At 73.2% G+C, this 18,406-nt stretch carries 20 protein-coding genes and 1 pseudogene; 14 read left to right on the top strand and 7 right to left on the bottom strand.

Features of this window, described 5'->3' with window-relative positions:
• Positions 1-190: 190 nt before the first annotated feature.
• The 4 genes and pseudogenes from PV364_RS14960 to PV364_RS14945 form a co-directional block, all read right to left on the bottom strand.
• Complete coding sequence (locus PV364_RS14960; RefSeq protein ID WP_319660426.1) at positions 191-1,546, bottom strand: IS701 family transposase; 1,356 nt, start codon at positions 1,544-1,546, stop codon at positions 191-193.
• A 206-nt stretch (positions 1,547-1,752) separates the two neighbouring features.
• Positions 1,753-2,195, bottom strand: a pseudogene (locus PV364_RS14955) (transposase); the annotation flags it as partial.
• 92 nt (positions 2,196-2,287) lie between these two features.
• Entirely contained in the window at positions 2,288-2,629 is a 342-nt protein-coding gene (locus tag PV364_RS14950; RefSeq protein WP_319660425.1) for a hypothetical protein, read from the bottom strand.
• Complete coding sequence (locus PV364_RS14945) at positions 2,626-2,793, bottom strand: hypothetical protein (RefSeq protein WP_319660424.1); 168 nt, start codon at positions 2,791-2,793, stop codon at positions 2,626-2,628. The genes PV364_RS14950 and PV364_RS14945 overlap by 4 nt, the downstream gene beginning before the upstream one ends.
• Before the next feature lie 807 nt (positions 2,794-3,600).
• On the opposite strand from PV364_RS14945, the gene PV364_RS14940 reads away from it, so the two are divergent.
• Positions 3,601-5,139, top strand: coding sequence for a CehA/McbA family metallohydrolase (locus PV364_RS14940; RefSeq protein ID WP_415924559.1), 1,539 nt, complete (start codon positions 3,601-3,603; stop codon positions 5,137-5,139).
• An 84-nt stretch (positions 5,140-5,223) separates the two neighbouring features.
• Positions 5,224-5,568: a hypothetical protein gene (locus tag PV364_RS14935; RefSeq protein ID WP_319660423.1), complete on the top strand. Its 345-nt coding sequence runs from the start codon at positions 5,224-5,226 to the stop codon at positions 5,566-5,568.
• 12 nt (positions 5,569-5,580) lie between these two features.
• On the opposite strand, the gene PV364_RS14930 is transcribed toward PV364_RS14935, so the two are convergent.
• Entirely contained in the window at positions 5,581-6,564 is a 984-nt protein-coding gene (locus tag PV364_RS14930; RefSeq protein ID WP_319660422.1) for an AraC family transcriptional regulator, read from the bottom strand.
• A 166-nt stretch (positions 6,565-6,730) separates the two neighbouring features.
• On the opposite strand from PV364_RS14930, the gene PV364_RS14925 reads away from it, so the two are divergent.
• From PV364_RS14925 to PV364_RS14875, 11 genes are all read left to right on the top strand, one after another.
• Positions 6,731-7,750, top strand: a complete 1,020-nt coding sequence (locus tag PV364_RS14925; protein WP_319660421.1) for an aldo/keto reductase — start codon at positions 6,731-6,733, stop codon at positions 7,748-7,750.
• Between the two features lie 164 nt (positions 7,751-7,914).
• Positions 7,915-8,112 carry a hypothetical protein gene (locus tag PV364_RS14920; protein ID WP_319660420.1) on the top strand — a complete coding sequence of 66 codons (198 nt, stop codon included), beginning with the start codon at positions 7,915-7,917 and terminating at the stop codon, positions 8,110-8,112.
• 539 nt (positions 8,113-8,651) lie between these two features.
• Complete coding sequence (locus PV364_RS14915; protein ID WP_319660419.1) at positions 8,652-9,521, top strand: NAD-dependent epimerase/dehydratase family protein; 870 nt, start codon at positions 8,652-8,654, stop codon at positions 9,519-9,521.
• A gap of 77 nt (positions 9,522-9,598) precedes the next feature.
• Positions 9,599-10,492 carry a LysR family transcriptional regulator gene (locus PV364_RS14910; RefSeq protein ID WP_319660418.1) on the top strand — a complete coding sequence of 298 codons (894 nt, stop codon included), beginning with the start codon at positions 9,599-9,601 and terminating at the stop codon, positions 10,490-10,492.
• A 544-nt stretch (positions 10,493-11,036) separates the two neighbouring features.
• Positions 11,037-11,543, top strand: a complete 507-nt coding sequence (locus PV364_RS14905; protein ID WP_319660417.1) for a SigE family RNA polymerase sigma factor — start codon at positions 11,037-11,039, stop codon at positions 11,541-11,543.
• A 26-nt stretch (positions 11,544-11,569) separates the two neighbouring features.
• On the top strand, positions 11,570-12,106 hold the full coding sequence (locus PV364_RS14900) for a cellulase (protein WP_319660416.1): 537 nt from the start codon (positions 11,570-11,572) through the stop codon (positions 12,104-12,106).
• A 149-nt stretch (positions 12,107-12,255) separates the two neighbouring features.
• Complete coding sequence (locus PV364_RS14895; protein ID WP_319660415.1) at positions 12,256-13,497, top strand: bifunctional glycosyltransferase family 2/GtrA family protein; 1,242 nt, start codon at positions 12,256-12,258, stop codon at positions 13,495-13,497.
• Positions 13,494-14,750, top strand: coding sequence for a hypothetical protein (locus PV364_RS14890; RefSeq protein WP_319660414.1), 1,257 nt, complete (start codon positions 13,494-13,496; stop codon positions 14,748-14,750). Before PV364_RS14895 ends, PV364_RS14890 begins: the two co-directional genes overlap by 4 nt.
• Positions 14,751-14,823: 73 nt before the next feature.
• Positions 14,824-16,227 carry an MFS transporter gene (locus tag PV364_RS14885; RefSeq protein WP_319660413.1) on the top strand — a complete coding sequence of 468 codons (1,404 nt, stop codon included), beginning with the start codon at positions 14,824-14,826 and terminating at the stop codon, positions 16,225-16,227.
• Positions 16,228-16,356: 129 nt separating this feature from the next.
• The gene (locus tag PV364_RS14880; RefSeq protein ID WP_319660412.1) at positions 16,357-16,668 is read left to right on the top strand and encodes a hypothetical protein; all 312 of its coding nucleotides are present in this window, start codon (positions 16,357-16,359) and stop codon (positions 16,666-16,668) included.
• Positions 16,669-16,723: 55 nt separating this feature from the next.
• Positions 16,724-17,020: a hypothetical protein gene (locus PV364_RS14875; protein ID WP_319660411.1), complete on the top strand. Its 297-nt coding sequence runs from the start codon at positions 16,724-16,726 to the stop codon at positions 17,018-17,020.
• Between the two features lie 22 nt (positions 17,021-17,042).
• On the opposite strand, the gene PV364_RS14870 is transcribed toward PV364_RS14875, so the two are convergent.
• Together PV364_RS14870 and PV364_RS14865 are read right to left on the bottom strand one after the other, a co-directional pair.
• Positions 17,043-17,438: a hypothetical protein gene (locus PV364_RS14870; protein ID WP_319660410.1), complete on the bottom strand. Its 396-nt coding sequence runs from the start codon at positions 17,436-17,438 to the stop codon at positions 17,043-17,045.
• Complete coding sequence (locus PV364_RS14865) at positions 17,435-18,085, bottom strand: RNA polymerase sigma factor (protein ID WP_319660409.1); 651 nt, start codon at positions 18,083-18,085, stop codon at positions 17,435-17,437. Before PV364_RS14865 ends, PV364_RS14870 begins: the two co-directional genes overlap by 4 nt.
• Before the next feature lie 56 nt (positions 18,086-18,141).
• Between PV364_RS14865 and PV364_RS14860 the strand changes: the two genes are divergently transcribed.
• Positions 18,142-18,406 (top strand): SCO6880 family protein (locus PV364_RS14860; protein ID WP_319660408.1); only part of this gene is annotated, 265 nt, incomplete at its 3' end.

Here is an 18,406-nt window from a genome sequence, read left to right as displayed (position 1 = left end):
CAGGCTGTCACCGGCTCCCGGGTCGAACGGCGTCGCAGCCGGGATTGGCGACGCGGGTGCCGGTCCGCAGGATGCCGGTGGCAGTCTCCATCGTCTGGTGCAACCGGTTTTCGTGGCTGGAGTTCAGTGTGACCCCGGCCGGGGACCCGGTCTGACAAGGCAGTTGTAAGTCTTGATCTTGGTCGTTGGGTCACGTGGTCGCGGCCGCGGTGATGTTGTTCCAGTGCCGGTGGCAGGTGGTGGCGCGGTGTTGGTGGCGGCGGCGCCAGGCGGACCAGTGCAGGACGTGGTCGAGGTCGCGGCGGGGCGTCGGGATGACGGTGGCGCGGAGGACGGCCAGGAGTTCGCGCGGGCTGGCCGGGACGAGGTCGGTCCCTGCGGCGTCGGCAGTGTGGGTTTGGGTGCGGGCGCGGGTGACGGTCAGGACCGCGGCGGCCATCAGGCTGATCAGACTCCACCGCATCCAAGAGTTCCAGCAGGTCACCTGGCCCTGGTCGAGGCCGGTGACCCCCTTCGCGCCTTGGAAATCCTCTTCGATCTTCCATCTGGTGCAGATGATGTGGACGAGGTCGGCGAGGCTGACGGGCGTGGCGGAGTGGCAGCGGTAGAAGGAGAGTTCACGGGTGTAGCGGTGGCGGCGGACGACGAGGCGGGCGTGCCCGGCGGCGGCTGCCTCGTCGGCGGGGGTGTCGTCCTCGATCACGTCGATCAGGGCCCAGTCGTAGTGTCGGTCGCCTTTGAGGCCGTGGCCGGTGCGCATCCGCATCCACGCCTTCTTCGGGACGCGGCGGGCGAGTTCGGCGGCGGTCAGGCGGCCGGCCCGGGTGGTGGCGCGGTGGTCGGCCTTCACGGCCAGGGCGTAGTCGAAGCCCAGGGTGCGGGCGGTTCGGCGCAGCTCGCGTCCGCCGTACACCTCGTCCCCGGCGAACCAGCGCGCCGCGATGCCCAGGGACCGGGCGCGGGCGAGCATGGCGGCGGCGAGCTGCGGCTTGGTGGCGAACTCCACCGCGTCGGACACGTGCCGCAGCAGGCGGCGTTCCTCGTCCGCGGCCCAGCCGGCCGGCAGGTACAGCTCCCGGTCGATCAGGGCATGGCCGCGGGTGGAGGCGTAGGCCAGGTGGACGGCGACCTGGCACAGACCGACCCCGCCCAGAGCGCCGGAGTACTGGTGGGCGGCGCCGATGCAGTCCGTGGACGACTTCGCGTCCCCGGTCTCGTCCACCACCAACACCGCCTCATCTTCGAGGAGTTCGCCGACCGCCCAGACCGCGAGCCGGTCCCGGGCCAGGTCGTGGTCCCACGCGCCGCGGGAGAGGAAGTGCTGCAGCCGGTGCGGCCCGCCATGCCCCAGCGCCTCGGCCAGCGACCAGCAGCTGCGCCGCTCCAGCTCCATCAGCATCGCCTGCACCGCCTCCCGGGCCAGCAGTCGCGAGTCCCGCCGCGGGAAGCAGTCCGCGACCTGCGCCATCACGTCCCCGAACGCGGCCGTCCACTCCTGCTGGGCTATCGTGGCCTCCACGGCCACCACGTCGTGCGTTGTCTTCACAAACGACCATGATCGCGGTGGCCGTTCCCATGCCCGCGCCACCCCTGACCTGCACAGACACATCAACGATCAAGACTTACTGCCGTGATAGAGCCTCCCCGGTTGCACCGAGGGCGCCGAGAGTGGTGCCGATTTCCCAGAGGATCCCCGACCGACGTCACCGCTCACCAGCGAGGTCGAGATCCCCCTTGCTCGTCTCGGCCGCACAAGGTGCGGGGCTTGCGCCGGGGCCGGCCCCGCTTGCCCCGCACCGGCGGCAGGCCGTCGACCAGCGGCAGGAGCTGCGTGATGTCGTTTCGGTGCCCGGCCGTCAACTACACCCGCAGCGGGGTGCCGTGCGCGTCGGTCAGCACGTGGTGCTCCGAGCCCAGCCGTCCACGGTCAACCAGGCTCGGACCGACTTTTGGGGCTGCTTCGCCCCCGCTTGGCCTGCACGTGCAAGGCGTCAACGGGGACGCAGGAGAAGTCCAGGCGGTCCACCGCCCGCAGCCGGTCCAGCAGCACGCATTGGAGTTCTTCCCTGCAGCGTCTTGCGGTCATCGATCCGCTTGCGCCCCGGGTGCCGGAACCGTCGTTCATGCTTCGGCAGCAACGGCTCGATCACCGCCCACAGCTCGTCACTGACCTCCCACGGCTTCCGCCGTGCCACGGTCACCCCCAAGCAGCACGGGATCACATACCTCTAAAAGAGCCCGCCGCAGCAGGCCGCTCTCCAGCGCACGCAATCGACCTGCGGCTCACTCACTTCGGCGCCTCCGGCAGCGCCGGCACCGTCGAGATGGACTGGATAGTGGACTCCCACTCCCCGGTCCGCGTGTTCTTGAACCGAAGATGCAGCACCTCGAACTCGTCCGGCACCCAGTCGAACTCGCCGACCTCATCCTGGTCGAAGACCTGGTGTTCCGCGAACAGCTTGGCCAGCTCGATGTCCATAGACGCCTGCATGATGAACTTGCCGACCTTAACGACGTGCATCACCGGACGACCCTGCGCCTCCGCCTCCCGGACGCTCTCCCAGAACGGCTCGTACCTCCTGGCCGACTTGGTCATCCCAACCCACTCGTCGCGCCTGATCTCGCTCACTTCGGCCCCTCCAGCCTGCTCGTCGTCACCGGCGTCCGGCTCTGCACATACTTCACCTTCGGCGCCTTCGCGACCGCCAGGCGGTTGGCCTCCTGCACGAACTCCGCTTCCGCCTCGACGCGCAGCGCCGCGTGACCGTGCAGAGCCACCGTATATCTCGCCATTACCTCAACCCCTCCGCCTCAGGACCATGACCACGCTGTAGAGAACGCACAGCCCCAGACTCATCCTGAACGCCGTTTCGGGGGCCATCCCCGCGGGCGCGAGGAGCAGCCGAGCCTGGCAGTCCGGCGGGCCTTCTGCGCGGGAGCATCCCCGCACCCGCGGGAATGCTCCCATCTCGGCCTGCATGCCAGGCAGGCGCAGCCATCTGCTCCCCACACCCGATGTACAGCAGCCTCGTCCTCGAAGGCGAAGAGCATCGTTCCCTGTACGTCGCCCTTACCCAGGCACGACGCCACACTGCCGTTCTCGGACTCACCCACACTCGCGCGGAACCCGCACGGATCACTGCCCGCGCCCAAGGACGGCGATTGCGATCCCCTCGCCCCCAGGCGACCGCCACGCCGCCAATCCGGGCTCGCCACAACCGCGAGCTGGCCTTCGCTCTCCCATGAGCGCCTGAAGTGCAGCACTTCTCCGCGAGTTACGCCCGCCCAACCGATCAAGACCAAGATCCGGACCATACACGGGCCAAGACCCCAGTCAGAGTGAGTACGATCTTCATTCCCCCTGGTCACAACGCCATGAATGGTGTACCACCAGCAGACCAAGAACCTTCTGGTCAGCTACTCGCCGAAGAAGCTCGGCTTCTTCTAGGAGCGGGGCGGCAGGCGTCCGCACCGGCCCGCCGGCCGGTGCGGACGCATCGCCGCGGCCACCGCGGAGCCCACGTCCGTCAGCCGGCGCACAACGGTCGCCACGCTCCCGTCACCCGGACGCCTGAGGCTGAAGGGACGGAACGACGCGATGTGTTGCAGCTTTCCGCGCTCGCGGGTGCCACCGGCGTGCTGACACTGGCCCCGATGAGCTCCGCGGCCGCATCCGACTCCGCCCCGGCCGGCGGTCACCCCGGCGGCTCAGGCGGCATCCCGCCGGAGGGGAGCATGCAGACCCGGGTCGTCACGGGGCATCTGCCGACCGGTGCTGCCGACTTCGTCCACCTGCCCGTGGAAGTGCCGCGCGGGGTCGGGCAGATCGCGGTGTCGTACGGCTACGACAGGCCGGCCGTGCAGCCCGGGACGCAGGGCAACGCCTGCGACATCGGCATCTTCGACCAGCACGGCACCGACGTCGGCGGGCGCGGCTTCCGCGGCTGGTCGGGCGGCGCGCGGACGGAGTTCGCGATCAGCGCCGACACGGCGACCCCCGGCTACCTGGCGGGACCGGTCGGGGCGGGCACCTGGCACGTCGTCCTCGGACCGTACACGGTCGCGCCGCAGGGACTGGACTACTCCGTCACCGTCACGCTCACCTTCGGCGCCCCCGCCGCCGCGCAGGTCCCGAACTACCCGCCGGACCACGCGACCGGCCGCGGCCGGGCCTGGTACCGGGGCGACTGCCACCTGCACAGCGTGCACTCCGACGGCAAGCGCACCCTGGAGCAGTTGGCCGCGCTGGCCCGGGCCGCCGGGCTGGACTTCATCAACTCCAGCGACCACAACACCACTTCGGCGCACGCCCACCTGGGCGCCGTATCCGGCGACGACCTGCTGATCCTCACGGGCGAGGAGGTCACCACCCGCAACGGCCACTACCTGGCGATCGGCCTGGACGCCGGAGAGTGGATCGACTGGCGCTACCGTGCCCGCGACGACGCCTTCGGCCGCTTCGCCCGGCAGATCCGGCGGGCCGGCGGCATCGTGGTGCCGGCGCACCCGTACGCCCCCAGCCTGGCCGGCCAGTGGAAGTTCGGCTACGACGACGTCGACGCCATCGAGGTGTGGAACGGCCCCTGGACCCTCGACGACGAGCTGACCCTTCTCACCTGGGACAACCTGCTGACCGGTGCCGCGCGCCGCGGCGACGGCCACTGGATCCCGGCGATGGGCAACTCCGACGCCCACCGCGACCCCGACGTGGTCGGCCTGCCGCAGACCGTGGTGCTCGCGGACGGCCTCAACCGGCGCGCCCTGCAGGCGGGTCTGCGGGCCGGGACCTCCTGGATCGCCGAGAGCGCCGCCGTGCGGCTCTCGTTCACCGCGAGCGGCCCGCGCGGCGAGCACGCCGGCATCGGCGAGCGGCTGCCGGTGGCCCGCGACGCGGCGGTGACCGTCCGCCTGGAGGCGGGCGGGGTGCCGGCGGGCACGGTGGTGCGCCTGATGACCGACGAGGGGCAGATGGTGGGCGCGCCACTGCCCGCATCCGGTGTCCTGGAGTGGTCCACCACCGCGTCGCTGGCCTCCTACGTACGGGCCGAGGTGCGCCGTCCGGCCCCGGACGGGGGCGCGTCGGGTCTCCCGGGTCCGGCGCTGGCCCTCACCAACCCGATCTGGCTGGGCCGGAAGTAGCCAGTACGCCGGCCCCGGCACCACGCCACGGTTCCGGGGCCGAGGCCGCTCCGGAACCCGGCCGCGTCCGGCAGGATGGCGTGCATGACTGCCATCCCCGAGGGGTCCTCGCTCTCCCTGTGGTCGAAGGGCTCCGTCCTGTCCATCGGTTCCGTGGACTCCGTCCTCTCGATCGGCTCCGTCGGTTCCGTGCTCTCCGTCGGTTCCGTCGGCAGCGCCCTGTCCGCCGCTTCCCTCGGTTCCAGCCTCTCGCTGCTCTCCGCCGGTTCCTGGCTCAGCGTCGGTTCCCTCCTGTCCGCCCAGTCCCGCTGGTCCGTGCTGTCCTGGCGCTCCTCCCGCACGATCCTCACCGCGGCCACGGCCGCCGCCGTGACCGGCGCCGCGCTGGTCCTCCTCGACGGCGCGCGCACCCACCGGACGGCGCGCTGACACCGGCGCGCCTCACCCCGACGCCTGCGCCGCCTCCCGTTCCCCCTGACGCAGGGCCAGGGTCCGGTGGCGGGCCGGGGGCTGGCCGGTGACGCGCTTGAAGGCGTTGCTGAAGGCACTCTCGGAGGCGTAGCCCCACTCGGCGGCGACGGAGGCGACGGTGCGGTCACCGCCGCGGAGCGCGGCGGCCGCGCGCTGGATGCGCCAGCGCATCAGGTAGTCCAGGGGCGGGCGGCCGACGAGCGACCTGAAGCGGAGCGCGAAGGCGGAGCGCGACATGCCGACCGCGGAGGCGAGTTCGCCCACCGTCCAGGGGTACGCGGGCCGCTGGTGCATGTGCCCGAGGGCGGCGCCGATCTGGGGGTCGCTGAGGCCGCCGAGCCAGCCGGTGCCGGACTCGCCCGCCTCGGCGGCGAGTTCCAGGTAGGCGCGCAGGGCCTGGAGGAAGAGGATCTGCGTGAGGCTGGCCGCCATGACGGAGGCCCCCGGGCGGTCCTCGGCGGTCTCGTCGGCGAGCAGTTGCAGCGTGGGTCGCAGCACCTGCGCCTGCGGGTTGCCGGCGGGGATGCCCGCGGTCGGCGGCAGGCTGCTGAGCAGCAGGCCGGCCGTGACGTCGTCGAACTCGATGCTGCCGCCGACGACGACGGTACGGTCCGGCGCCCCGGGATCGCCGTGGCGGACGACCATCGAACTGCTCCCGGTGCGCGCCCGGGCCGCCTGGTAGACGGCGTGCCCGTCGACCGGCTCGACCGGCGGGTCGCTGATGCTGCCCACCTGGTACGGCCGGTCGCCCGTGAGCAGGTAGCAGTCGCCCGCCCCGAGCAGCAGCGGCGCGGTGCCGTCCGGGGCGAGCCGGCAGGAGCCGGTGAGGACGGCGCCGACCTTGACGTACGGGTAGGCGCGGAAGCGCATCGCCCAGGGGCCGCCGACCTCGATCCGGGAGGGCGAGGCTCCGCGCAGGTGCAGCAGGTTCAGGACGTCGGACAGCGGATCCATGGTCACTCCGGACGATCGCGCAACTTCGAAGGACTTTCTCTTATGGATTGTCCATCGTCACCGTCTTAGCGTGCACATACGGAGGCACCGCGGGCCTCCGGGCAGACCGGCAGATGACGTTGCACACGCACCCGCACCCGCACCACAAGAGGCAGTGAGACAGCACATGCAGTACGAGCAACTGGGCAGCACCGGAGTCTTCGTGTCCCGCGTCGCCCTCGGCGCGATGACCTTCGGCGGAAGGACCACCCCGCCCTACGACTCGGTCGGCGGCCTGGACCTCCCGCAGACCGACGCGATCGTGGGCCTCGCCCTGGACAGCGGCATCAACCTGATCGACACCGCGAACGTCTACTCCGCCGGCGAGTCCGAGGAACTGCTCGGCCAGGTGCTCGGCAAGCGCCGCCGCGACGTGGTCCTCGCCACCAAGATGACCGCCCGCGTCGGCCCCGGCCCCAACGAGGTCGGCCAGTCGCGGCTGCACATCATGCAGGCCCTGGAGGACAGCCTGCGCCGCCTGCGCACCGACCACATCGACCTCTACCAGATCCACAACATCGACCCGGTCACGCCGGTCGAGGAGACACTCGGCGCCCTCGACGACGCCGTGCGCCAGGGCAAGATCCGCTACATCGGCGCCTCCAACCTCGCCGCCTGGCACATGATGAAGGCCCTCGGCGTCTCCGACCGGCGCGGACTGGCCCGCTTCTGCTCGCTCCAGTCGTACTACTCCCTGGCCGGACGGGACATCGAGCGGGAGATCCTGCCCCTGGTCCGCGACCAGAAGCTGGGCATGCTCGTGTGGAGCCCGCTGGCAGGCGGCATGCTCACCGGCAAGTTCGACCGCGACGGCGCGAGCGACGCCGCCGCCCGCCGTGCCAAGATCGACTTCCCGCCCGTCGACCGCGAGCGCGTCTACGACGTCGTCGACGCCCTGCGTCTGGTGGCGGCCCGTCACGACGCCTCGGTCGCGAGCGTCGCCCTGGCGTGGGTGCTGGGCCGGCCCGGCGTCACGAGTGCCATCGTCGGAGCCCGCCGCCCCGAGCAGCTCACCGACAACCTGTCCGCCCTGGACCTGGCGCTCTCCGCGCAGGATCTGGAGGAGCTGGACGCCGCGAGCCGCCTCCCGGTGGAGTACCCGGGCTGGATCCACGGCTTCTCGGAGCGGCTCCCCAACAGGGCGTGACGCTCCGCGAACTCACCGGAACCGCTGGCAGGCCGGCGCGCTGTACGGTACGACTGCAAGAGTGAACTGTACGAACTGTGGCGCGTCCGTGCTCCAGGGCCCCGGAGGGCGCTGGTCCTGCAACAACTGCGGCGCATCCGGCTGAGGAGTAAGGACAGGTCGGCATGGACTGTGAGCGCTGCCTCGAACCCGTCATCGAAGGCCCCGAGGGCGGTTACGTCTGCGGCCTGTGCCTGTTCACCGTCGAGCCCCCCGGGTACAACAAGCGCCGCGAGGAGGGCCTGAAGGCGGCCGCCGCCGAGCGCCGCCGGCGCACCCTGGAACGCCGTGCCCGCAAGGAGCACAGCGCCGGACGCACCTGAGCCGTGCCGCGTGAACGCAACCGCCGGTGTCCACCGGCGGTTGCGTGTTCCCGTGGTCGTCGGCCGCGCGGCCCCCGGGCGCGTCGGCGTCCGGGTCCGCCGGGCAGGCGGGTCGCGATGCAGTCGATGAGGAAGTCCGGGCCCAGGGCGAACCGCATCGTCCACGCCAGGGCCTCCGGAACGGCCTCGCCCGTGCGGCCGGCCCCCCGACGGTGCCACGGCCGTGCGGCCGCGCGACCCCGGTGGCCGCCCGGCTCCGGCACGTCTTCGAGGTGTGCCGCGACGGCAGGGCGCCGCTGCACGTCTGTGGTCCGCCGGCCACGTCGTCCACCGGCGCGGACGAGCCCGCCGCGCCCGCGCGGGCAGGGCGCCGTCCGCGTACCGGTCCCGGTCGCGCAGGTCTTCCCGACCGTCGCCGGCCAGGCGTGATACCCGACGGGCATCACAGGGGCCGCAACAGGTCTTGGACCGCCGCGGCGCCTCGCGACAAGACTCGGCTGCATCACATCCGTCTGGAGTCGTCGAGAGAGGCGAGCAGCATGAAGGTCTTCGTGACCGGAGGGTCCGGGTACATCGGGCAGGCGACGATCAAGGCGCTGGTGCGCCGGGACATCCAGGTCAGCGCCCTGGTCCGCAGCGATCAGGCGGCGGCGGTCGTGAACGGGCTCGGGGCGGCCGCGGTCCGCGGCGCGCTCACCGACACCGCTGTGCTCACCGAGGCGGCCCGCGCCGCGGACGGGGTCGTCCATCTGGGCCAGCACGCCGGCCCCGACAGCGGCGACATCGACCGGGCGGCCGCCGAGGCGCTCCAGGACGGGGCCGGCCCCCGCCCGTACGTGCACACCGGCGGGATCTGGGTCTACGGCGACACCGACGGCGTCGTCGACGAGGACGCGCCGCTCATCCCGCCGCGGCTCACCGCCTGGCGGCTGGAGAACGAGAAGCGGGTCCTGGCCCGCGCCGCGACCGGCGAGCGGCCCGTGGTGGTCATGCCCGGCGTGGTGTTCGGCCACGCGGCCGGCCTGGTCGAGGCGTTCTACGCGCAGCCTGGGCGCGCCGACGGCGCTGTGCCGTGCATCGGGGACGGCGCCAACCACTGGTCCGTCGTGCACGTCGACGACGTCGCGGAGCTCTACGCGCTCGCCCTGGGCGCCCCGGCGGGCTCGGTCTTCGCGGGCACCATCGACGTGTTCCCCACGGCCGCCGAGATCAGTCAGGCGGTCAGCCGGGCGATCGGGCGCCCGGGCGCCGTCCGCCACCTGTCGCCCGCCGAGGCCGAGGAGCGGATGGGCCCGATCGCCCAGGCGTTCGCGCTCGACCAGCGGATCACCGGCGCCCGGGCCCGCCGCGAGCTGGGCTGGGCCCCGACCCGTCTGGACCCCCTCGCCGCCCTCGCCGACGGCTCCTGATCCGCGATCGACGTCGTGCCTCCTCCCGAACGCGCATAGGCTCGTCCGGGAGGAGTCCGGCCGCGAGGGAGGTGCCCGTGGACCTCGATCTGCGCAAGCTGCGGTACTTCGTCGCGGTGGCCGAGGAACTGCACTTCGGGCGGGCCGCCGAGCGGCTGCACATCGCGCAGCCGGTGCTGTCCCGGCAGATCCGGGCGCTGGAGCACGAACTCAGGGCACAGTTGTTCTCCCGCGACCGCCGCACCACCGGCCTGACGGCGGCGGGGGAGCAGCTCCTCGCCGACGCCGGGCCTCTGCTGGCCGCGGCGGAGGCGGCGCAGCGCCGGGTGGCCCGTGCCGCACTCGGGGGTCCGGGGACGTTCACCGTCGGCTTCATGCCGGGCCTGATCGTCACCGGCGCGGTCCGGGAGTTCTCCGGGCGCCATCAGGGGCTGTCCGTGGAGGTCGTCAGGACCGGCTGGGACGACCAGACCGAGGCCATCCGTGACGGCCGGGTCGACGTCGGGTACGTCAGGATGCCGCTCGACGCCCGGGGCCTGGACATGTGCGAGCTGATGACCGAGCCGCGGGTCGCGGTCCTGCCCGCCGACCACCGCTACGCGGGCAAGCCCTCCCTCGGCATCGCCGACCTCGCCGGCGAGCACCTGCTGCAGGACCCGGACGCGGTCCCGGAGTGGCGCGACGTCGCGCAGGAGCTGCGCACCGACGCCCCGGCCCCGGTCCCGGCGTTCCGCACGGTCGAGGAGAAGCTGGAGAACGTGGCGGCCGGGCGCGGTGTGGTCGTCCTGCCGCTGTCCACCGCTTCGTACTACACCCGCCCCGACGTCACCCACGTCGAACTGTCGGACATCGGCCCGAACCGGGTGTGCTTGGCCTGGGACGGCAGCCGCCACGACCCTCTCGTGGAGGAGTTCGTCTCCGTCGCCCTCGCGCACCGCCCCCCCGTCCCTCACGGGCTGCCCCGCGAGTGATTGTGGGGTGCGCCCGCCTGGGAGTTTGGCTGGTGGGTGATTCAGCAGGCCATCGTGCGGACGTGCACGAGTTCGGTGCCGGGCTTGCGGCGGGTGGTCCTGCGGGCGGCGCGGTCGGCTCATCGCTCATGACGACCCCCTCATCGAGGCAGGGGAGGAGTCCCCCTGCCTTCCGCCACGATCCTTGCCCGTCCTCGGCGTTGACCGGCAGAAGATCCGGGAAGATACGGGGCTGTTGCGGGCAGCCGGTCGGCCCGCTGTGTGGCCCACCTCGGCACCGGCCTGTCCGGCGCCACGGATGCCGACCCGCCCGTCCAGCTGCTGAAATCGCACCCACCAGCCGCACCTCCAGGCCGACACACCCCACAATCCATCGTGGGGCAGCCCGTTGGCACTCCGCGCGTCCCCGCCCTGCCCGGTGCCCCCGTCCGGCCGGACGGGGGCACCGTCGTGTGACGGGGATCACGGCCCCCGGCCGCATAGTGGAGCGGGGGCCGGCGTCTTTCCAGAGGTGCAAGAGGCGGTGAAGGGCGGGGCGGTGTTGATGGGTTCGACGCGGACGGATGAGTTCGACGAGTTCGTGGCAGCCCGTTGGTCCGCTTTGTTCCATCTTGCGCGGTTGCTGGCCGGTGGTGACCGCCATCGGGCCGAGGACCTGCTCCAGGAAGCCCTGGTCAAGCTGTGGTTCGCGTGGCCGAGGGTCGGCTCCCAGGCGCCCGAGCCGTATGTGCGCAAGGTGCTGGCCCGGGCGGCGGCGCGATCCGCGCGCCGCCGCTGGTGGGGGGAGCGGCCGGTGGGGGAGGTGCCGGAACGGGCCGCGGCCGGGGACGTGTCGGCGGCCGTCGCCGAACGCACGCGCCTGGAGTCGGCCCTGGCGCTGCTGCCGGCGCCGCAGCGAGCGGCGGTGGTGCTGCGCTACTACCAGGACCTGCCGGAGGCGCAGGTCGCGGAGGCGCTGGGCTGCCCGCTGGGCACCGCCCGGTCGCACGCGTCACGCGGCATCGCGCGACTGCGGCAGCTCCTGGCCGATGCCATCGAGCCGGTGGGATGAGGGACGAGGGAAACGGGGGAGAGGGGATGGACTCCATGGACGACTTCGAGCGGCGACTGGCGCGGATGATGCACGCCTCCGAGCAGCACACCCCCTTCGAGCCCCGGCACCGGGAGCGGCTGCGTGACGGGGTCGTCGTCCGGCGCCGGGTGCGTACCGCGTGGCAGGCCGGCAGTTCCGCGGTCGCGGTGACCGCCGTCGCCTGCGCCCTGGTCCTGCTGCCCGGTTCCTCGTCCGGTCAGGTGGTGCCGGCCGGCCCCGGCGGTCCGGCGACGTCCGGTGCGGCGTACCCGAGCACCTCCGCACCGGCGGGGCCGAGCGCCGGCGGCGGCGCCAGCTCCAGCCCCACCTTCTCGCCGTCGGGCGCGGACACGGGCGGGACGCCGACCGCGCCCACCGGCTCCGCGGATCCGTCGACCGCCACCGCCTCCGTCGCCGACACCGCCACGAGCAGTTCCACCGCCACCGCCACCAGCACCGACACCGGCACGGCGTCGGGCGGGCCCGGCTCCACGACCTCTCCGCCGGTGAGCCCGTACGGGAACTCCACCGGCACGGGATAGCACCCGCTCGCCCCGTCACCCCACCGCGCCACCACCCCACCGAACGCCCGTAGTGCCGTCGGCGCGCCCGCGATGCGGCCCCGGCACGGCCCGGCATGCCCCGGCGCGCTCCGGCACGCCCCGACGCAGAGAGCAGATACGGACAGACCATGAGAAACGAACCACCCGGTGCTCTGAGGGAACGCGTCCCGCTGCCGGCCCGGCACCAGGAGCCCGTCCTGGACGTGGTCGTCCCCGTCCACAACGAGGAGGCGGACCTGGAGCGGTCCGTGCGGCGGCTCCACGCCCATCTGCGCGAGACCTTCCCCTACCCGTTCCGGATCACCGTCGCCGACAACGCCAGCACCGACCGGACCCCGCTGATCGCGGCCCGCCTCGCCGAGGAACTGCCCGAGGCGCGGTGGCTGCACCTGGCCGAGAAGGGGCGCGGCCGGGCGCTGCGCACCGCGTGGTCCCACTCGACGGCGCCGGTACTGGCCTACCTGGACGTGGACCTGTCGACCGATCTGGCCGCCCTGCTCCCGCTCGTCGCCCCGCTCATATCCGGGCACTCCGACATCGCCATCGGCACCCGGCTCGCGCGCGGCTCCCGCGTCGTACGGGGACCCAAGCGGGAGGTCGTCTCCCGCTGCTACAACGCGATCCTGCGCTCCACCCTCGCCGTCCGCTTCACCGACGCGCAGTGCGGATTCAAGGCCGTTCGCCGTGACGTCGCCGAGCGGCTGCTGCCGATGGTGGAGGACGCTGGGTGGTTCTTCGACACCGAGCTGCTGGTGATCGCCGAGCGGGCCGGCCTGCGCATCCACGAAGTGCCCGTGGACTGGGTCGACGACCCCGACAGCCGGGTGCACATCGTGTCCACCGCCCTCGGCGACCTGCGCGGCATCGCGCGCATCGGCCGTGCCCTGGCCGGCGGCCGGCTCCCGCTCGCCGAACTGCGCCGCAGCGCCGTGGCCACCGAGCCCCCGGGGGGCCTGCTCTCCCAGCTGCTGCGTTTCGCCGCCGTCGGCGTCGCCAGCACCGTCGGGTACGTGGCGCTGTACGCGGTCCTGCGACCCGCCACCGGCGCGCAGGCCGGCAACGCGCTCGCCCTGCTGGTGTGCGCGGTCGCCAACACCGCTGCGAACCGCCGGCTCACCTTCGGCGTGCGCGGCCGCACGGGCGCCGCCCGGCACCACGCCCGCGGGCTCGCGGCGTTCCTGATGGGGCTGGCGCTCACCAGCGGGGCCCTGGCCGTGCTGCACCACGCGGCACCGGGCGCCGGACAGCGGGTCGAGACCGGCGCGCTGGTGGCCGCCAATCTCGCCGCGACGCTGCTGCGGTTCCTGCTGCTGCGGTCCTGGGTCTTCCCCGGCCGGCACACCCCGCGGACGGGAACCGGCTCCCGATGACCCTCGTGCCCGGCACCCTCGACGCGCCCGTCGGCACCCGCCCCCCGGCCGACGGCGATCCGCCGGCAGAACCCTCCCGCGCCGCCCGCTGGGGCCGTGTGCTGGCGACGTACGGCACGCTGAAGCTCGCCGGCTTCGCGGTCTTCCTCCTGCTGCTGCGGTACGCGGGCGACTACCGCACGAAGAACCCGCGCTTCGGGGGCGGCGCGCGCCCCTGGGACGTCCTCGCCAGCTGGGACGGCTGGTGGTACCAGCAGGTCGCCGCGCACGGTTACCACCCGGCCCTGGTGCCGGTGCCCGGGGCCACCGGCCTGATCACCCTCGAAGGCAACTCCGCGGCCTTCTTCCCGCTCTACCCCGCGGTGATGCGGCTGGTCGCGGAGTGCACCGGCCTCGGCCTGTACGGCGCCGGGATGCTCGTCTCCGTCGTCTGCTCGTTCGCCGCCGCGCTCGGCGTGTACGTCGTCACCGCGCGCTTCGGCGGGCACCGCGCGGGACTTGCCGCGGCCGGGCTGTGGGCCGTGTGGCCGGGCTCCGGCATGGAGTGGTCGGGGTACTCCGAGTCGCTCTACGTCGCCCTCGCGGTCTGGTCCTGCCACGCCGTCATGACCCGCCGCTGGATCACGGCGGGACTGCTGACCTTCGCCGCCGGACTCGCGCGGCCCACCGCCACCTCGCTGATCGCCGCCCTCACCGTCGCCGCGCTGCTCGCCCTGGTGCGAGACCGGCGGCGCTCCGGCGTGCTGCGTCCCCTGGCCGCGATCGCCGTGGCGCCGCTCGGCCTGTTCGGCTACCTCGGCTGGGTGGGGTACCGCATGGGCGACTACGGCGGCTACTTCGCGCTGCAGGAGGGCGCCTGGGCGCACACCTTCGACTGGGGGCGGTACACGGCGGACGTGTTCACCTCCGTCCCGGTGGGCCGTTTCGACTACCTGTCCGCGTTCCCGTTCGCCGATCTGATCGGCGTGGCCGTGGTCCTGCTGGACATCGCGCTGATCTGGCTGCTGATCCGCCTGCGGCCGCCCGCGGAGCTGGTCGTCCACGCGGTGCTCACCGTCGTCACGGTGCTCGGCACGCAGCAGATCTTCAGCAACGTCTCGCGCTATCTGCTGCCGGCCTTCCCGCTGTTCATCCCGCTCGCCCTCGTCCTCGGCCGGCTCAAGGCCCCGCACCGGGCCGTACTGCTCGGGATCGCCGCCCTGGCCTCCGGCTCGTACGCGGGCTACGCGCTCTTCGAGCTCGGTGTGCCGTAACCGCACCGCCGTGCGGGGCGTTGGACCTCGGCGCCGGACCCGTCCCCCACCGGGCCTTCCCACTGGAGCCGCCATGTCCTCCCACGCCGCCATGCCGCCGCATCCCGCCGAGGCGCAGCCGCCGCCCGGGGACGGGCGCGCCGGGCGCCGCCTCGCCCTGGTCGGCGGATCGCTGGGCAATCTCGTCGAGTGGTACGACTGGTTCGTCTACGCGAGCTTCGCCGTCTACTTCGCCGAGTCCTTCTTCCCCGGTGGCAACCCGACCACCCGGCTGAGGAACACCGCCGGGATCTTCGCGGTGGGCTTCCTGATGCGCCCGGTGGGCGGCTGGGTGCTCGGCAGGGCCGCCGACCGGCACGGCCGCAAGAGCGCGCTGACGCTCACCGTCGCCATGATGTCGGTCGCGGCGCTGCTGATCGCGGTCGCGCCCAGCCATGCGCGGGCCGGCTGGCTCGGCGCGCTCGTCCTGCTCGTCGCCCGGCTGCTGCAGGGGCTCAGCATCGGCGGCGAGTACGCGGCCAGCGCCACCTATCTGACCGAGGCCTCGGCGCGCGACCGGCGGGGGCTCGGTTCCTCCTTCCAGTACGTGTCCATGACCGGCGGCCAGCTGCTCGGCCTCGCGGTCCTGATCGCCCTCCAGCACCTGCTGACGGAACGGCAGTTGACGGACTGGGGCTGGCGCGTCCCCTTTGTGCTGGGTGCGGTCCTCGCGGTGGTGGTGCTGTGGATCCGGCGCAGCCTGGAGGAGACCGAGGCCTTCGCGGAGGAGGCCGCCGAGCCCGCCGCCGCGCGGGGATCGCTGGCCCTGCTGTGGCAGTACCGGCGGCAGGCACTGCTCGTCATGGCACTGACCCTCGGCGGGACGGTCGCCTACTACACGTACACCACCTACCTGACGAAGTACCTGATCGGCAGTGCGGGGATGGCCAAGACCACGGCCACGCTGGTGAGTTTCACGGCCCTGGCCGTCTTCGCGCTGCTCCAGCCGCTCGCGGGCGCGCTCTCCGACCGCGTCGGCCGCCGTCCGCTGCTGATCACCTTCGCCGTCGGCTGCTCGGTCTGCACCTACCCGGTGATGACCGCGCTCGGCTCGGTGACGACCTACTGGCCCGCCCTCGGGCTGTCCCTGATCGCCCTCACCGTCGTCACCGGCTACACGTCCATCAATGCCGCGGTGAAGGCCGAGTTGTTCCCCACCAGGGTGCGGGCCCTGGGCGTCGCGTTGCCGTACGCGCTGGCCAACGCGCTGTTCGGCGGGACGGCCGAGTACGTGGCCCTGTGGTTCAAGGACGCGGGGCACGAGAGCGCGTTCTTCTGGTACGTGTCCGGGTGCGCGCTGGTCTCGCTCGTCGTCTACGTCCTCATGCCGGACACCCGCGCCGTCGCCCTGAGCCGGGCCGAGGCGCGCGACGACGGCGTACGGGCCGAGCCGGACACGACCGCTGAGGCATCGTCGGAGCGCACCGGAAGGCAGTGAACCGGCGGGCGGTGATGGTGAATGTCATGACCACGTAAAATTAGCCTCGTCGCTCTACCCGCATAGATCCCAGGAGGCCATCCTGATGCGCGGACCCGGTGATCTCAGCGATCGACGAGAGGACCACAGATGAGGACGTTGACGAAGGTGCTGGCCGCGACGGCCGCCGCCGCGGCCTTCACGGTCATGGCCCAGCCGGCGCACGCGGTGGTGCCGCCCGAGCACGCGATCATCGTGTGCCAGAGCGCCAGCTTCTACGCCAACTACGACAGTTCCTCCGGACCCAGCGGCCTGATCCGCGTCCTGGGCTACGGCAACAAGGTCGGCCACACCCGCGGCGCCCACCCCGTCTACAACGGCTGGGCCGCCACCTTCGACTTCGGCAAGGGCGACTGGGGTTACGTCCGCAACGAGTGCCTCGGCGGCTACGGCTCCTGGTGAACCGCCCCCGCCGTCCCCGATCCGCCACCGCCCCCCGACGCAGGAAGGAACCACCATGCCCCTACCCCGCACCCTCCGGATCTCCCGCGCCGTCGTCGTCGCCGCAGCCCTGGCCGCGGGCCTGCTGACGACCGCGGGCCCCGCCCGTGCGGCCGACGGCACCATCGGCCGGCGTGAGACCGTCTGCGCCCAGGACCTGTACGTGCGCACCGCCCCCGGCGGCGCGTGGACCGGGACCCTGTACACGGGCCAGACCTTCACCGTGGAGAGCAAGCAGAGCGGCTGGGCCTACGGGTTCGCCTACGGCAACATCAACCGCCACGGCTGGGTCCAGGACGGCTGGTTCTGCTGATCCCCGCCCGGGCCCTCCCGGCTCACCGTGCCACGGCGGCCGGTCCCGCCTGCTCGCTCGCCCCGCCGGGCGACACGGCGCGCGGGACCGCCGCCGTGCCGGACTGCGCCGGCGCGGGAGCCGGTCCGCCGCGCCGCTGCTCCGGCGCCGTGGGGGAGTGGGTGGGACTGGCCGGCGGCACGGGATCGCCCTCCCGCCGCGCGGCGGTCAGGACGAGCAGCACGCAGGCGAGCGCCGCCGCGAGCCCCAGCACGGCCACGGCGGCGGGACGGACCCGCGTCCGCGGGCGGGTCAGCAGGGACGGCGGGGCCGCCCGGCGCAGGCTGTCCGGGCCCACGGTGCGGGCCTTCGCGTCCAGCGCGGCACGCAGGAGCTCCTCGGTCCCGGCCCGGTCCGGCCGCTGGACGGCGGCGGTCATGACGGCACCTCCAAGTGACGGGCCAGGGCGTCCAGCGCCCGGCTCGCGGTGGACTTCACCGCGCCGCGCGACAGCCGCAGCGTGTCCGCGATCTGGGCCTCGGTGAGGTTCGACCAGTAGCGCAGCACGAGCACCTCCCGCTGCCTGCGCGTCAGCCGGCCGAGCGCGGCCAACACCTCCCGGTGCTCCTCACGCAGCAGCACGTACTCCTCCGGGGGCGGCGCGTGCCCCTCGCGCTCCGGAACGTGGGCCCGCATCGTCCTGCGCCGGCGCAGCACGGACCGGGCACCGTTGACCACGCTGGTGCGCACGTACGCCTCGGGGTCGTCCACGCCCGCCAGCCGTTCGCCGTGCCGGCGGTAGAGCGCGGCGAAGGCGTCCTGCACGACGTCCTCCGCGGTGGGCAGGTCGTCGACCAGGAACAGTGCCAGACGCACGAGGTCCAGACGGCGGTGGTGGTACAGCTCGTCGATCTCCGGCCGCGCGATGTGCCCGGGCCGTCCGGCGCGCACCTGGGACGACGGGTGCACCGCCCGCGCCGCGGGCCGGCGGGCGTCCCCGGACACGGCGCTCCGCAGCCGTGCCCAGACGTGCCGGAGCGGGGCCGTCGGGAGGGCGGGGCGCGACCCCACAGCCGCTGTGCTCATGGATCTCCTGGGTAGCGGTTCGGGAGGCGGCCGCCGGGCGGGGCCCGGCGGCCGCCGTGGAGTCGGTGCAGGCGTACAAGCACGACTCGGGTGTCTCGCGGACATGGATGCTGACACTGGCGCCGCGCGGCACGGTCCGGTCCAGCGTGCTGCGGGGCCTGCTGGAGCCCGCGGCGGGCACCCGCCGCAAGCGGGTCTCGCTGGTCTACCGCCCGATCGACCCGGCGACCTCCGCCCGCATCGTCCAGGCCGACCGGCGTGCCGCGCACTTCATGGCGGGCTCCAAGCGGGGCCTGGTGCAGGCGCGGGCCAGTTCCGAGA

It is taken from the genome of Streptomyces sp. MI02-7b (genome assembly GCF_033793585.1).
Classification (GTDB): domain Bacteria; phylum Actinomycetota; class Actinomycetes; order Streptomycetales; family Streptomycetaceae; genus Actinacidiphila.
Note: the sequence above shows the minus strand (reverse complement) of the source record. Positions and strands in the feature narration are given on the sequence as shown.